Annotated in this window: 15 protein-coding genes and 1 pseudogene; 10 read left to right on the forward strand and 6 right to left on the reverse strand. The window is 35.3% G+C overall.

Going from position 1 to position 15,177, the window contains the following annotated elements:
• Window position 1: 1 nt before the first annotated feature.
• From Q4503_RS12005 to Q4503_RS12020, 4 genes are all read right to left on the reverse strand, one after another.
• Window positions 2–1,513 carry a restriction endonuclease subunit S gene (locus Q4503_RS12005; RefSeq protein WP_303602414.1) on the reverse strand — a complete coding sequence of 504 codons (1,512 nt, stop codon included), beginning with the start codon at window positions 1,511–1,513 and terminating at the stop codon, window positions 2–4.
• Entirely contained in the window at window positions 1,503–3,119 is a 1,617-nt protein-coding gene (locus Q4503_RS12010; RefSeq protein ID WP_303602415.1) for a class I SAM-dependent DNA methyltransferase, read from the reverse strand. Before Q4503_RS12010 ends, Q4503_RS12005 begins: the two co-directional genes overlap by 11 nt.
• Before the next feature lie 7 nt (window positions 3,120–3,126).
• Entirely contained in the window at window positions 3,127–4,038 is a 912-nt protein-coding gene (locus tag Q4503_RS12015; protein WP_303602416.1) for a WYL domain-containing protein, read from the reverse strand.
• 109 nt (window positions 4,039–4,147) lie between these two features.
• Window positions 4,148–4,462, reverse strand: a complete 315-nt coding sequence (locus tag Q4503_RS12020) for a helix-turn-helix domain-containing protein (protein ID WP_303602425.1) — start codon at window positions 4,460–4,462, stop codon at window positions 4,148–4,150.
• Between the two features lie 188 nt (window positions 4,463–4,650).
• Here Q4503_RS12020 and Q4503_RS12025 point away from each other — a divergent pair, with 188 nt between their 5' ends.
• The 5 genes and pseudogenes from Q4503_RS12025 to Q4503_RS12045 all read left to right on the forward strand — a co-directional run.
• Window positions 4,651–5,181: a hypothetical protein gene (locus tag Q4503_RS12025; protein ID WP_303602417.1), complete on the forward strand. Its 531-nt coding sequence runs from the start codon at window positions 4,651–4,653 to the stop codon at window positions 5,179–5,181.
• Complete coding sequence (locus Q4503_RS12030; protein ID WP_303602418.1) at window positions 5,178–6,611, forward strand: DEAD/DEAH box helicase; 1,434 nt, start codon at window positions 5,178–5,180, stop codon at window positions 6,609–6,611. The genes Q4503_RS12025 and Q4503_RS12030 overlap by 4 nt, the downstream gene beginning before the upstream one ends.
• Window positions 6,612–6,614: 3 nt before the next feature.
• Window positions 6,615–7,169, forward strand: a complete 555-nt coding sequence (locus tag Q4503_RS12035) for a hypothetical protein (protein ID WP_303602419.1) — start codon at window positions 6,615–6,617, stop codon at window positions 7,167–7,169.
• Entirely contained in the window at window positions 7,156–7,407 is a 252-nt protein-coding gene (locus Q4503_RS12040; protein WP_303602420.1) for a hypothetical protein, read from the forward strand. The genes Q4503_RS12035 and Q4503_RS12040 overlap by 14 nt, the downstream gene beginning before the upstream one ends.
• Window positions 7,408–7,745: 338 nt before the next feature.
• A pseudogene (locus Q4503_RS12045) lies at window positions 7,746–7,886 on the forward strand (thioredoxin-dependent thiol peroxidase); the annotation flags it as partial.
• Window positions 7,887–8,029: 143 nt separating this feature from the next.
• Here the strand turns inward: Q4503_RS12045 and Q4503_RS12050 are convergent.
• Together Q4503_RS12050 and Q4503_RS12055 are read right to left on the reverse strand one after the other, a co-directional pair.
• The gene (locus tag Q4503_RS12050; protein ID WP_215972774.1) at window positions 8,030–9,100 is read right to left on the reverse strand and encodes an AI-2E family transporter; all 1,071 of its coding nucleotides are present in this window, start codon (window positions 9,098–9,100) and stop codon (window positions 8,030–8,032) included.
• 49 nt (window positions 9,101–9,149) lie between these two features.
• Window positions 9,150–9,374 carry a sulfurtransferase TusA family protein gene (locus tag Q4503_RS12055; protein ID WP_215972773.1) on the reverse strand — a complete coding sequence of 75 codons (225 nt, stop codon included), beginning with the start codon at window positions 9,372–9,374 and terminating at the stop codon, window positions 9,150–9,152.
• Between the two features lie 234 nt (window positions 9,375–9,608).
• Between Q4503_RS12055 and Q4503_RS12060 the strand changes: the two genes are divergently transcribed.
• The 5 genes from Q4503_RS12060 to Q4503_RS12080 form a co-directional block, all read left to right on the forward strand.
• Complete coding sequence (locus tag Q4503_RS12060; protein ID WP_252727450.1) at window positions 9,609–11,075, forward strand: M48 family metalloprotease; 1,467 nt, start codon at window positions 9,609–9,611, stop codon at window positions 11,073–11,075.
• Window positions 11,076–11,104: 29 nt separating this feature from the next.
• A complete protein-coding gene (gene arsC, locus Q4503_RS12065) occupies window positions 11,105–11,446 on the forward strand; it encodes an arsenate reductase (glutaredoxin) (protein ID WP_215972772.1) in 342 nt (113 codons plus the stop codon).
• 32 nt (window positions 11,447–11,478) lie between these two features.
• On the forward strand, window positions 11,479–11,880 hold the full coding sequence (locus tag Q4503_RS12070) for a DUF2069 domain-containing protein (protein WP_303602421.1): 402 nt from the start codon (window positions 11,479–11,481) through the stop codon (window positions 11,878–11,880).
• A 36-nt stretch (window positions 11,881–11,916) separates the two neighbouring features.
• Window positions 11,917–13,818, forward strand: a complete 1,902-nt coding sequence (locus tag Q4503_RS12075) for a hypothetical protein (RefSeq protein WP_303602422.1) — start codon at window positions 11,917–11,919, stop codon at window positions 13,816–13,818.
• Between the two features lie 337 nt (window positions 13,819–14,155).
• A partial coding sequence (locus tag Q4503_RS12080; RefSeq protein ID WP_303602423.1) for a cache domain-containing protein occupies window positions 14,156–15,177 on the forward strand: 1,022 nt, incomplete at its 3' end.

Here is a 15,177-nt window from a genome sequence, read left to right on the forward strand (position 1 = left end):
TTTAAGTCTCCGAACTTAATTGGTTATCTGGTAGGGTAATTTCACCCGAAATCAATTTAGGTAATAAATAATCTCTCGTTTCGGTTAAGGTATTTATCTCTTGGACGTTAGCAGTTATACGCTGATAATTTGCTTTCGCAAATGCGGTGTAAGCATCAACCGTTTCTTTATTTGGGATAATAATTTGAATACTTTTGAATGTTTTTTTACTTATCTCGGCAAATGTCGTACCGCCAGAAATACTTTTAATTTCATCCATTACAGACTCTAACCATTGGATTGTATATTCAGAACTTAACGTTTTAGCATCTGTGATAGCAATGTAACCTTGGTTAATCGCGACTGGTATTTTAGCTAACGCCAAGTAACCAACAGGTGCTCTTGATGACATCAATACGGTATCAATTGGTAATAAACCAGATGTTATTTTTGTTAAACCCTGCTCAGTAATTTTTCGGTTTGTATCCAACATTATTTTTGTGTCATTACCAGACAAGTCTTTTGGAGACGTCCAGTGTATTTCACCACCGTCCCAAAAATCAGGGTTCTTCGTGCTTGGCGTTGAGCCACCTTTAATTTGAAATTCATTACCCGTGTTCGATAATGCCCAACCTTTAGGTATCCAGCCAGAAATACCGATTGTAGGATCGTCGGTTTGTTCAAACTCACTTGGGAAGTGTTTGTGGATATTCGTTTGTGAAGCTTCTTCCGATAACGTTTCTTCAGGTGACTTTACTTTCGAAGATAAGTTGGCAGATGATAAAGCGGTTTTCGCTTTATCATCTAACGCAAGTAAACGTTGTTTTGCGCGTTTTAATAGTGATTCAGGAAAGTCGCTGGCAAGGTTTTCTAGCTTGAAATCAGCTTTAGCTAATAGATTATCAAACACAGGATCAAAATCGATAAACCAGCTTTTGAACAAGGTCTGTGCCATCTGCTCAAGGGTTTGATTCGTTTGATTGTTGATGGTTATTTTTTTGTCTAAATTACTTACAACTTCTGATATTTTTTTTTGTATCGCCAGAGGAGGTAGGTCAATTTCAAATGCTTTTAAAATTCCTAAGTTAGTATGAGGTACACCACCCACTATGGCACTTTTTTCAATTCTCTTTTTAACTGAATCAAGTCTAAAATACGAAAAAACATAGTAAGGATCTGCCTTTTCTAAATCGACTGTGAGGCGCATTTGGCTTTGTGATACTACATAACGAGTATATTTTGGCTTATCCGGAATTAAAGCAACTTGCCCTAATGTGCCACGTTGTGTAAAAACTATATCATTCGCATGAGCAAGATTTCTATGTAGCTCATCTGCTTTCTTCTCACTAACGAAAACAAAGTTTTCCTCCCGGAAAACATCTCCTGACAAATTAACACCACGAATTATCGGAACACCAGAGTTTTCCACATAGTGTTTTCTTGAAAGAGATGAACCAAATGGTCCTCCAACACAACCATATTTCTGGACTGATTTTATACTATCTATATTTACTTTTTTCCACTTACTCTCCATAACCCAATGCCCCCAAGTTTTTACGGATTGCCTTATCTAACTCTTCTGCTTGGTTCATTTGGCTGTAAAGCGTTTGGCTGAGTTTGGTCATTTTAGTTTCAAATGCAATTCCATCGTCTTCAATTTCGGCTGCACCAACATATCGACCAGGGGTTAAGACGTAATCGTTGACTTTCATGTCTGCTAAAGTGGCTGATTTACAGTAACCCGCGATATCTTCGTACTCTTTGCCACTTTCTTGTTTTTCTGTATCTAATTCTTCACCACGCCAAATATGGTAGGTTTCGGTAATGTGAGCAATATCATCATTGGTTAATTCTTTTAACGTACGGTCAACCATGCTGCCCATTTCTCGGGCATCAATAAATAGCGTTTCACCTTGGCGATCACGACGCTTAAGCATGCCTTTTTCGTCATTGCCCTTTTTATCTTTACTGATAAACCATAAACACACAGGAATTTGTGTGGTGTAAAACAACTGCCCTGGCAAAGCGATCATACAATCGACTAAATCGTTTTCGATAATCTTTTGGCGAATATCACCTTCACCACTGGTATTAGATGACATTGAACCATTGGCTAATACAAAACCTGCGGTACCATGCTCACTCAATTTCGAGATCATGTGCATTATCCACGCGTAGTTGGCATTACCTGTTGGCGGTGTTGGGTAACCTGCCCAACGTGCATCGTCCACTAACTCGTTATCAGCACGCCACTGTTTTTGGTTAAACGGTGGGTTTGCCATAATGTAATCGGCTTTTAAATCTGGGTGTTGGTCTTTAAAGAAACTGTCGCCTGCTACATCACCTAAGTTGCCTGAAATGCCACGTACTGCAAGGTTCATTTTGGCGAGTTTATAGGTAGTGTTGGTGTACTCTTGTCCGTAAATAGATATGTTTTTTTGGTTGCCGTTATGGCTATTAATAAATTTAAGCGATTGCACAAACATACCGCCCGAGCCACAACACGGATCGTAAATTTTACCCGAGAAAGGTTCAATCATATCTGCAATAAGGGTAACAATAGATTTTGGCGTGTAGAACTCGCCACCGCCTTTACCTTCTGATGCGGCAAATTTACCTAAAAAGTATTCGTAAACACGGCCAACGATATCTTCTTCTGTTTTTTCATTCTCATTAGCAATGGTGTCGATGTTGTTGATGGTATCAATTAACGCAGATAGTTTGCTGACATCTAAACCTAAACGTGAGAAGTAGTTGTCTGGCAATGCACCTGCAAGGGCTTTATTGTTCTTTTCAACGTCATGTAAGGCAGAGTCAATTTTAACGGCAATATCGTCTTGTTTAGCGTTAACTTGAATGTGTGACCAACGGGCATCTTCAGGTAAGTAAAACACGTTTTCCATGGTGTAAAAGTCAACCATATCGACATACTCATTACCGTATTCGGCAATAATGGCGTTTTGACGCACTTCAAACTTGTCGCTGATGAATTTTAAGAAGATTAAGCTCAGCACAATATGTTTGTACTCGGCAGATTCTACGCTGCCACGCAGTTTGTTAGCTGCATCCCACAGTGATTCTTCAAAACCGAGTTCTGATTTTTCACTGGTTTTCTTAACTGCTTTTTTAGCTGTTGTCATGTGGTACTTATCCTTTAAAAATACTATAACCAGGTGCAATCGACATGCTGTCAATTCCCTGTAATTCATTTATGTTGTCGAGCTTAAGTTGATATTCTGCGCCAACTAATGTGTTGTGTAATGAGCAATCAACGTTCCATTGCCTCATTAAGTAACCTAATAACGCTTCTCTTACCTGTAATTCTTTTTTTCCACCTACCATTGCATAATCAAGTTCTATCGCTTCAAAATACTTAATAGACGGATGAGGCACTAAGGTAATTGAGTGAATGGTGTTCCATTGCTTATCAGCAGCTTTGTTTTGTGCTGTGGCAATTGGGTTTTCAATCGATTTTTCTATTGTTTTTTCAATGACGTTAACGTTGAGTAATCGCGTACAAACAAAGTCTCTAAACTGTTGGCTACTTCTGTCAAACGCCCTTACATGCCAGCGTTGTCCATTATTTACTAGAGTATGCGGTACTATTTCTCGGTGATTTAAACCAGACGATAAAGAAATATAATCACACGATATGGCTTGTTGATTATGAATAGCACGCATTACTGCTGAAATGATTTCGCTTTTAGGTAAAACTAGTTTTGTTGAGTCTTGGCAATATTCTGTTGCTTGGATTTCGTTTGACAAACCATCACCTAACCCTCGGCACAGAGCAGTTAGAATTGCTTCTGGATCATGTTCGAATATAGGTTGGAAGTTTTTAGTACGATGATAGTTTTTAGTTTGATGACTGAGTATTAAGTTTTTTGATGCTAACTCACGGTAAGTACTTAAATCGCGTGTGCATGCTGCAAGGCCTGTTTTAAAACGGCTAATGAGATCTGCTCGGGAAACATGCCCGAAATATTGAAGGTTAAAGTCTATGAATGCGAGACGTTCCTTCTGTGCATGTGTTAGCGAATCCATTGCTTTTTGAGGCATATTAACTAAATCTTTGGAATTTATATTAATTAATATACCATGCAATCATTATGAGTCAATCTAAATCATTGCACGATTGACCATAAATATTTACGTATTTAATTAACTATTATTTATTTTTATCACTGTTGTTAAGCGATTCAAGTAACTGTTTTTGATCATCAACTGAAAGTTGATGAATCTTACAATTTAGTTCAGCTATCACATCTGACTCGCAGAATAGATAAACTAAGGGAACATTCAATTCGTCAGCAATCTTTTTTAAGGTTTGAATGTCTGGAGTGTGTCGCCCTTTTTCGTAATGGTTCATCCTACTGCTCGCAGAATTAATATCCATTCCGATGCGAATTCCCAATTCTTTTTGAGAAATGTTGGCTTTTTGCCTAGCGGCTTTAATTCTAATTGGGATTGGGTTATCGAGTATTTCCAAGAGTGCATCTTTTTTTAGACCTGTAATAACTTAGATTTTCTAAGTTTAAATTATTATTGTATACTTAGGAATCCTAAGCATTGGTTTTTTGGTATTTAAAAAGGCGATTTTATCCTGATAATCTTTTAAAAATCCCTTAAGCCTTTGCTTAATTATCTGTTGTTCATCGATTAGGATTTATTTTGAAATTAGACCCGTTGGTTGCCAAAATTATCGTCGCAACAAACTTTGACCACTTCACTACAAGTGATGTCCGATCAGCATATATTGCCTTAAAAAAAGATCCTTCATTAGATCCAATTAAAGTTAGAAGAAATATATATGCTGATCTTTTAAAGTTAACCAAAAAAGGTTGGTTAAAAAGATTAATGTCAAATAAGAAAAGTTTCACTCGATTTAATAAAACCGAACTATTTGATGTTAATGAATTAAATTTACTGGCCGAGGTTAACGCTGCAACAGCTGTTCATACTGAGAGTGAATATAATAAACACGATAAGTTACTTTCGAAATTGAATCAGTATAAAGCAGAGTTATTATTAAATATTGGAGAATCTGAAGCCTACAAAGAGTTGTATTCAGAGTTTCCTGAATTGGTTGATGAGATACAGCCGGAATTTAATAAGGCGAGAGATAATAACACCCGAATACTAGGAAAGATAAGGGCTATTGAAGGCTTACTAGCACAAGACGAATCTTTAGGAAAAAAATGAAGTTAAGACAATGGCAAGCTGAGTGTATAGATTTAGCGATTAAACAGTATTTGAACGGTAAAAATCACTTTTTAGCCTTGGCAACACCTGGCTCAGGTAAAACAATGATGGCATCTGAATTAGCAGATCAGTTATTAAAAAATGATTTAATTGACTTAGTTATCTGCTTTTCACCTTCTTCAATCGTAGCGAAAGACTTCAGTGAAAGTCTTCATTTACGAACACAAGAGCGTTTTGATGGCTTAATTGGTGCTAAAGGCAGATCGCTTACTTATCAAAACTTGCAGTATCTTGATGTTAATTTTTGGCAGTTGTTTAAACGGTATCGTGTATTTGTGATTTTTGATGAAATTCACCATTGTTCAGGTTCAAATATTGATAATGCTAATGCTTGGGGGGAGCAGATAATCCTCAACATTCAAGATAAAGCTCAATTCACACTAGCATTAACAGGCACTCCTTGGCGCTCTGATTCTGCTCCTATCGTTCTTTCTAATTACATGCATCCTAGCAATAAAATATCGTGTGATTATGTTTATGGGCTTTCTGAGGCTATTAGTGACGATGTTTGTCGTGTGCCACAAATTATTGCTATTGATAATAATAATATTTCGGTAACTGATGATGAAGAGACAAAAACATTTACTAGCTTTAAGTGTTTATTATCTCAATCAATCATTCCTTATCAAGAAATTATTGAAAATGAAACGGTTATTAATTACGTAATAAGGTCTGCGCATGAGAAACTTTCTCAAATACGGTTGATTAACCCAGATGCAGCAGGGCTAATTGTTGCTTCATCGGTAGAGCATGCAAACCAAATTTCTCTGTTAATGAAAGCTAGCTTTAATGTAGATTCGATAGTTGTGACCTATAGAGAAAGTGATCCCACAAGAATTATTCAAAACTTTAGACACGCTAATACCCAATGGATAATTTCGGTAGGTATGATCAGCGAAGGAACCAATATTCCCCGTTTACAGGTTTGTTGCCACCTGACGAACATCAAAACAGAAATGCATTTCAGACAAATTTTAGGTCGAATTCTCAGAATGACAGGCTCAACAAATCAAGAAGCTATTATGTACCTGCCTGCTGAGCCCAAGCTATTGGAATATGCATACCGTGTTAAGCAAGATGTGCCTTTTGAAGCCGATGTGGTTAAGTTTGAAAAGATGAAAACCGAGGTAGCTGATGATATGAAAGGCAAGACTGTTGATGCGCTTACCTTTGGTAATGATAAGCCAACACCATTTAAAAAAGAGCTCATATTGAATGTTGCTGACCATGTAATTGAACAAGTAAGTTTTGATGGTTTAAGTATCGTGACTGACGATCACTTTTTAACGAATTCTTATGATAAAGTAGTGAATATATTTGGTCGATTTAAGCAAGAGACTATTGCTTTGGGCTTAAGCGGGTTGAGGTGATTTATGATTAGTGTTGAAGAATTAAAAATTAACTTAAAACGTCCATACCACCCAGATTCATTACATATTGCTGTTGATGCTAATGATGATAGCCAATTATATATTATATCTAATGGCGGTATGGCCAATATAAATTGTGCGCCTATTGAATCGTATACTGAAGAAATAAAAAACTGTGTGCGAGAGATGATTTCACAAGATGAGTTGTTTATTAAAGAAAATGAAAAATCCCTTCGCATTGGTTACGAGCGAAGTGTTTACAGTTACTCAGTTAAATCCAATATTGACGATTCAAAAGCTAACCTAGATAGTCAAAAATTGTATTTCTCAAGTACCTTTATTCGTTGGCAACGCAGTCATCAACTATCAGATGAAGTTGCCCGAGTTAAACTAGGATTAACCGCTGAGGAGTTTCATCAATTTAGAGAAGATGAACTAACCATCTCTGAAGATTTAATGGCTATACTTGCTGAAGTTACAGGCTCGTCCTTGCTGCTTTGGCAGAACCTAAAGAGTAAGAAAATCAAACGTTCTAAGGGGAATAATGAAAATATTTAAAACAGTTACTACCCAGAAAGTTAAGGCCTTGGTTTGTGATGGTTGTGGCTTAGAAGCAAAAGCTAATGATTATGAATTTCATGAGTTCATTTCCATTAACCATCGTTGTGGTTATAGCTCGATTCATGGTGATGGTAAGCAACTTGATATTGACTTATGCCAACAATGTTTTGCTGATATGTGTGGGGATGCTCTTAGTGCATATTCTCATGCATCGCGATCACCTAATACTATCTAAGCCGATCTCCTAATACCATCCATCGCGATCACTCAATACCATCGATGCCGATCACTTTTGGGTCAAAATGGTATTGAGTGATCGGCTTGAATAGTATCGTTATATTTTTATACTTCTTTGTCTAGCCAGGTGGCACTGTCACACATTATTCTCACTTCAAGGGATTTATCATAAAAATATGAAACACAGTCTTAATTAGCATTATATTTCTAAAAAGTATGATAAATGCTATAATAAACCTATAAACAGTTAATTAACCCACTAACCACTTGTTAAAGTTATTTTTTTCATAATTAATCATATTTTTTATCATAATCCATTTCCAAGGGTAAGTAACTATGGGTAAAGAATACGACGGCATTCACCGTTTAAGTTTTCTAATTGGCTTAGATGGTAAAATAGCGCATGTATTTAACAAGTTCAAAACGAAAGATCATCACCAAGTAGTAATTGATTACTTAACTGAAAACCAAGCTTAAGCGTTAATATTGATAAAGTCTACCATATGTTAATTATGGAGACTTTATCAATGAAAAGCGTTTATTTATCTATCACTATATGTAATATCGCTGGTTTCACAGCACAAACAACAATAGCCGCTTTATGTTACTTGCTAGTTAAGTTAATTTATAGATTCAAAGTCTTCCTGTGTTGAAGACCAAGCATTAATCACTGCTTTAACTAATGTTGCTAAAGGTATCGCGAAAAATATTCCCCAAAATCCCCATAAACCACCAAAGAGTATTACAGCAATAATTATAGTGACAGGGTGAAGGTTAACGGCTTCTGAAAATAATAATGGCACTATTACATTACCGTCTATGGCTTGAATAATCCCATAAGCCAACATTACATATCCTAGCTCTTGACTAAAACCAAACTGAAACAAGGCAACTAGAAAAACAGGAATAGTTACAATCGTTGCTCCAACATAAGGCACTAATACTGACAAACCAACTAATACGCCTAATAAAACAGAATATCGTAAATCAAGAAATACAAATGCGATAGTGGTAGAAGCGCCAACAATAAGAATTTCAATTACTTTACCGCGTATATAATTTAATATTTGCTGATTCATTTCTTTACCAACTGCAGTCGCCATACGACGCTCTTTAGGTAAGAATCGACTGAAAGTAGCAAACAAATCTTGCTTATCTTTCAGAAAAAAGAACACCATCAGAGGCACTAAAATAAGATAAACCATTAAGGCTACAATATCAGAAATAGAATTAAGAGACGCCTTAAGTGCAACTTCCCCCCATTCAAGGGACTTATCTTTAATTGTATTAATAAAAGTTTCAATCTGTGAAGCTTGAATAATATCTGGATATTTTTCAGGTAACGTTAATAAATATTTTTGTCCTTCAGTCACCATGTTTGGTACTTCTTGCAATAAATTACTACTTTGTTGCCAAATAATTGGCATCAAGCCAAGCAGAGAAATTAATGATATCCCGACAAAACTTGCTACAATAACAACGGTTGAACCAGTTCTGGAAAGTTTTAAAGCCACCAATTTATTGACAGGTAGATCTAATAAAAAAGCAATTCCTAACGCAACAAGTACTGGCATTAATAAATGACTAAATAAGGCGAGGAATAAAAATAGACCGAGCAAAATAACCACAAGCGTAACAGCATGAGGGTCTGAAAACTTACGGGTATACCAGTCGCTAAAAAGCTTAAACATATATTTCCTTTACTCCACTGTGTTTTATTATATTTTACATTAATTAAATTTAATTATTTTTAGATAACGTTATTTCTACAATGTTATTGCCAATAATATTTTGCTTAAAACCATACCCTAACTTAGACAATAATTTAGGTATACTTTCTTTAGAGCCTGAATCACGTATTTTTAACACACAAACATCATCTTTAGTCATTTTCTTCAAAATCAAGCGTAACTGAACCAATGGAAGTGGACACTTTTCTTGACTAGCATCATATTGAAAGATCATTATTTAGTTCTTTTTTTTAACAAGGTAATCTGAGACAATCAGTTTGATATCTTATCTTAACTGTTCTTATATAAATAGCTAAATGAACAGCTTACTCAAACAACTTAATTTATAATAATTTAATTTTTAACCGAATCTTTCTTCATAATCGGTGTCAAAGAATGATGGGTATTTAGCATTAATATACTGCTTTTATTTATATCATTCTCATAAAACTAATTACAGGATTACATATTGTTTAACATAAAACCTTTATTAATAGGCATTGCTATCACCACGTTAATAGCAAATACGTTTAATTTAGATGCCGAGGCCCATGGGCAAAACAATAAAAACAAATTACCTGAGATAGGTATTTCGGGTTTTAGTGTCCTCTCTTTAGATAAAGAGGGACAAATAGGTACAGCAATGATGCGCCAACTTCGTGCCACTCAGCCTGTCATTCAAGATCCCGTTTTAATAGAATACATCAATCATCTAGGCAATCAACTAGTTAAGAATGCTAATGATGTTAATTATCCGTTTGAATTTTTTTTAATTAACAATGATGAACTCAACGCATTTGCTTTTTTTGGTGGTCATGTTGGTATTCATAGTGGTTTATTAACAACTGCTGATAATGAAAGTGAGCTTGCATCTGTTATAGCTCATGAAATATCTCATGTTACACAACGTCATTTAGCACGCCGTTTAGAATCACAAAGTAATAGCCAATCGTTAACGATGGCAGGAATGGTTTCAGGTATATTACTTGCCCTAGTCAATCCTACCGTTGGCATGGCGGCATTAAGTGCTTCTATGGCTGCTTCTCAACAAGCCAGTATCAATTATACTCGTAGTAATGAAAAAGAAGCCGATAGAGTTGGTATTGCTTTGCTAGCAAACAGTAATTTTGATCCTCAAGGTGCTCCAAGTTTCTTTGCTAAGATGTCTGAGAAATACCGCTACGCCAGTAAACCACCTGCAATGTTACTTACACATCCTTTACCTGAATCACGAATAGCCGACGCAAGACAACGTGCTCATAATTACCCAATACGTCGTTTAGCTCCAAGTCTCAACTTTGAATTAGCTAAGTCTAGAATTCAAGCTCGATATCAAGGTAACCCGAACGACAATATTGCCTATTTTGCACGACAATTACGAACGCAAAGTTATGCTGTAGAGGCTGGTGCAAAATATGGATTAGCGTTATCATATTTCGAAAATAAAAATTATGAACAAGCTAAAAGTATTTTAGAAGCTCTAAGGCAAGAAGATAAAAATAATCTATTTTATATTGATGCGCTAACTGATGTTTATTTATCATTAAAAGAATATGACAAAGCAATATCCATGTTAAGTGAATTAAGTTTATTGATGCCGAACAATCAAGTTATTAGTTTAAATCATGCTAATGCGTTACTTACTGCTGGTAAATATGAACAAGCTGCAAGTGTTCTTCAAGATTTTTTAATCGTTAGTCCAGAGAACTTTATTGCTTATGATATTTTAACAAAAGTTTATAGAAAACAAGAAAATAAAGGCTTAATGCATATAACAAACGCTGAGGTATTAGCTTTATTGGGTGCATATAAAAAAGCCGTAGATGAATTACAAACAAGTTATGATTTTATTGAAGGACAACCGCTTTTACAAAAACGCGTAAAAGCTAGAATATTACAACTTCAAGAACAAGAGAATAAGCTGAAACGTTTATAATACTAACCCTTACTGATTAAGAATATATTATGTTAACAATTTACCACAACCCAAGATGTTCAAAAAGCAGACAAACTCTTGAGCTGATTAAAGAAAATTCACAAAAAGAAATTAAAGTTATTGAATATCTTAAAGAGCCACTAACCGAAGCAGAAATTGAAACAATATTATCCTTACTATCTTGTACTCCTATCGAAATGATGCGAGTAAAGGAAGCTGAGTTTAAGGAGCAAAACCTAAGTAAAGCCGATGATAAAACACTGATAGCGGCAATGGTTGCTACACCAAAATTAATTGAACGCCCTATTGTAAGTGATGGTAATAAAGCCGTGATAGGTAGACCGCCACAAAATGCCCTAGCTTTATGCTAACTTTGCTCTAGATTAAAGGTTATAAGCAATAAATGAAAACTCAAAAAATCTCTACCCCAAACCTCAGAAAATTAGCCTTATTTGGCTATTTTTCTTTACTTATTTTTATGCCTTTATGGTTGCTTGTATTATCACCGAGCGAAAGTTTAAGCGCTTTAACAACATTTCTATTATTTATTTTGCCACTACTCTTCCCTATGAAGGGGATTTTACAAGGTAATCCATTTACCCATGCTTGGGCAAATTTCATTGTATTAATTTACTTTTTACACTCATTAACTACATTATGGGTCTTACCAAGTGATAGAATTTGGGCGCTATTAGAGCTTATATTTGCTTCTACTATGTTTTTAGGATGTAGCTATTATGCAAAATATAAAGGACAAGAACTTGGACTTGGTATTCGTAAACCTAAAACGGATAAAGCTGATTAACTTGGTTGTTTTATCTGCACTTAAAGGATTCAAAGCATGACATTTAAAAATACTTTCTTACACTTAACACTTTCATCAACACTCATGTTGTCAGCTTGCGGTGGGGGAAGCTCTCAATCTGATAATACTAATAATGTTGATACTATAGGAAGTATTTTGCAACTTGAAGACTCACTTTCAATAAACCAAGGTGTAGATTTAATTTTGTACTTCCCTGATGGTGACTTAACCAATATACAGTGGCAACAAACAGCTGGTGACGCTGTAGACTTGCTTGCTCCTAAAAGTAAAGCTATAGGGTTTACACCTGCTAGCGCAGGAGAATATAGTTTTTCGGTAAGTTTTAATAATGATGGTGGTGCAAGTCAAACATTAACAAAAACTATCACGGTAACAGGGGAATCAAGTTTAATCACCACACGATTAGCACATGAAGTACGTAGCGGTAATAAAGTATCCTTAAGAGCTGAAATTAATGAAGACATTGATAGTAATTTATTAAATTGGGAACAAGTTGCTGGTCCTACTGTGACATTAACTGATAGTGACACTAACGGAAAATTAGCAATTTTTTTCGATGCACCACAAGTTAATAAAGATACTTATCTGAGCTTTACAGCCTCAATTTCCTCAGATGGAGTAAAATATAGTGATACAGTAACAATACTTGTTGAATCAGCTGATACGATCAGCAATAACGCTTATTTTGAGACACGCGTTGCTAAGGTATTCTCTTACAATGAATCTAGCCCTTATAAAGATGATTTAGTTGATTGTGTATACTCAAATGCCTTAACGAGTTCTTGTACGCTAAATAAATTACCTCTTATTGCGAGTGAGGTTCAAAACGCTGCAGATATTCCATCTGTAGATACCATTATGGATCGAGTTGTTGTATCCCACCAATGGATGGGGGAAAAGTTTAAATCGTTTTTAATTAATAATGATCCTCATGATGATATAAAACGCCTACTTAGAGCAACAACTGCAATTGTTATCAGCTACGATGTTCGTCCCTCATTTTACTGGGCGGCAACAGGTGCTATTTATCTTGATGCCAATAATTTTTGGTTAACTGCGCAAGAGCGAGACACAATAAATGAAGCTCCAGATTATCGTGCTGATTTTGGAAACGATCTTCAATTTGTAATGCCTTGGCGCTATGTAAAAGATAATGATTACGCTTATTCTACTATTCCTAGTTCAGTACGTACTGACCGAACCGAAAATGATGGTCTGTATCGACTTACATCTTTAATGTACCATGAATTAGCCCATGCAAATGATTTTTTTCCTAGTAGTCGATGGTCAACCTACTCTTCTTCACAACGTATATTAGATGCTGCTGTTAGCAATAATACAGAATCAGACAACTTGTCTGTAGCGTACCCTCTGCAAAGTCAAACGATGCGTGATTTGGCTCAAGTTAGCTTTGCTGGTGAAAGTGCCACCAATACACAAAAATCTTATTTACCAACAGATATAGAAATAATTTTTAGCACTGATTCTGCCACCGACTTTTATGCTTATTCAAGTTTACGAGAAGATTACGCCATGTTGTTTGAAGAATTGATGATGCAAAAACGTTTTAATATTTTTAGAGATGTTGCAATAACAAATCAACCTATTGGTGATACTATTTCCAGTAGTGATTATAAGGTTACCTGGGGTCAACGCGGTAGAATAGGCGAACAAGATATTAAACCTAGAGTATTATTTAGTGCTAGCCGAGTATTACCTGAATTTGATAGTGAAACCGCTTTACTAAATGTACCTACCCCTATTCAAATGACAAGTGGTAATGATTGGATAGAAAATTTAACCATAGGCCCGATACAATCCAATAACCTTAAAAATGCCAAACGTGTATTTACAACGAAACAAGATCAACAAGCTATCCCCTATTTGTATCATCATAAGCCATTGCCCAAGCATTAATTTAAACATCAAACTTTGACATCAAAAGCAGTAAGAAATATTATTAGAGAGCGTAAATAATAGTAATATTTCTTACAATTCGCTAGAATCGACTAAGTAAAGTATGTGTAGATTTGGTTTAGTTCACATCACTTGTGATTACCATTTTGCTCTTCTTTTAGAGTTTACTCTAATAATAAAACAAAAAATTTACACTCACTTCTTTGTAGAAATAACTAATTTATCTATACTCCTTGATAAATAAAAAATTATTTAAAAATAAGCATGTAAGGGCTTCCAATCGATTTAAGGTTAGCTTTACCTTCTTAAAAAAACACTCTAACTGGTAAGGAATATCATGAACACACTCAGTATTAAGCAAAGGATTTTGTTGCTTTCAATTGCTCCTATAACAGTCGCTGTTCTAGTGGTTATGTTTTTGGTCAATATCCAACTTAAAGAACTTGGTGAAGAACAAGTTCAAAATACTAAAAGTACAATGATGGAGGATAAACGAGCAACCCTTAAAAATTATGTTGATATATCATTGTCTGCCGTGAGCAGTTTAGTTGAACAAGCGAGTGGGATTAATGATGAGCAAATAAAAAATGTAGTTGCCGGCTATTTACGTAATATTGTTTTTGAAGAGTCTAAAGATGGTTATATTTTTATTTATAAATACGATGGTATAAACATTGCTCATAAAGAAAAGCCGGAGCTTGAAGGCAAAAATCTTTATAATTTAAAAGATCCAAACGGTGTGCTTGTTATTAAGGAATTAATAGATAAAGCACAAGATGGTGGTGGCTATGTAGAATATATGTGGCATAAACCATCTAAAGATATGGAAGTAACTAAATTAGGTTATGCTAAATCTATTGATAAATTTCAATGGATGGTAGGTTCAGGTTTCTATATTGATGATATTGAAGATGAGATTGCTAGTATTCGTTTAAAAGTGAATGCTAGTATTAATAAAGCCATGTTGCTCATTGGGACTGTCGGTGCTTCGTTAATTGCACTTGTAATTTTTATCAGTCTTTATATCTCTGCTAAAATCACCCGACCTTTATGTGACACCGCACTTGCATTAGACGATATTAGCCAAGGCGAAGGTGACCTAACCCGCCGCTTAAAAATATATGCGGAAGATGAAGTTGGACAAGTATCAAAAGGATTCAACTTATTTGTAGATAAAATGCAACAATCAGTTTTAGAAGTGAAGAATGGTATTACTGATCTGAGTAGCTCTTCACATCAGATGGAAACAGTCGTAATAAGCACGAATGGTAATGTCGAAAATCAAAGACAAGAAACAATCCAAGCAGCAACTGCTGTACATGAGATGGCTGCAGCCACACAAGAAATAGCAACAAACGC

It is taken from the genome of Colwellia sp. 6_MG-2023 (assembly GCF_030547765.1).
Lineage (GTDB): Bacteria > Pseudomonadota > Gammaproteobacteria > Enterobacterales > Alteromonadaceae > Colwellia.

Coding starts and splice junctions, on each gene's coding strand:
- arsC (WP_215972772.1), top strand. CDS start 11,105: ATGTTAACAATTTACCACAACCCAAGATGTTCAAAAAGCAGACAAACT.
- Q4503_RS12015 (WP_303602416.1), bottom strand. CDS start 4,038: ATGCCTCAAAAAGCAATGGATTCGCTAACACATGCACAGAAGGAACGT.
- Q4503_RS12055 (WP_215972773.1), bottom strand. CDS start 9,374: ATGATCTTTCAATATGATGCTAGTCAAGAAAAGTGTCCACTTCCATTG.
- Q4503_RS12010 (WP_303602415.1), bottom strand. CDS start 3,119: ATGACAACAGCTAAAAAAGCAGTTAAGAAAACCAGTGAAAAATCAGAA.
- Q4503_RS12040 (WP_303602420.1), top strand. CDS start 7,156: ATGAAAATATTTAAAACAGTTACTACCCAGAAAGTTAAGGCCTTGGTT.
- Q4503_RS12050 (WP_215972774.1), bottom strand. CDS start 9,100: ATGTTTAAGCTTTTTAGCGACTGGTATACCCGTAAGTTTTCAGACCCT.
- Q4503_RS12075 (WP_303602422.1), top strand. CDS start 11,917: ATGACATTTAAAAATACTTTCTTACACTTAACACTTTCATCAACACTC.
- Q4503_RS12030 (WP_303602418.1), top strand. CDS start 5,178: ATGAAGTTAAGACAATGGCAAGCTGAGTGTATAGATTTAGCGATTAAA.
- Q4503_RS12070 (WP_303602421.1), top strand. CDS start 11,479: ATGAAAACTCAAAAAATCTCTACCCCAAACCTCAGAAAATTAGCCTTA.
- Q4503_RS12005 (WP_303602414.1), bottom strand. CDS start 1,513: ATGGAGAGTAAGTGGAAAAAAGTAAATATAGATAGTATAAAATCAGTC.
- Q4503_RS12035 (WP_303602419.1), top strand. CDS start 6,615: ATGATTAGTGTTGAAGAATTAAAAATTAACTTAAAACGTCCATACCAC.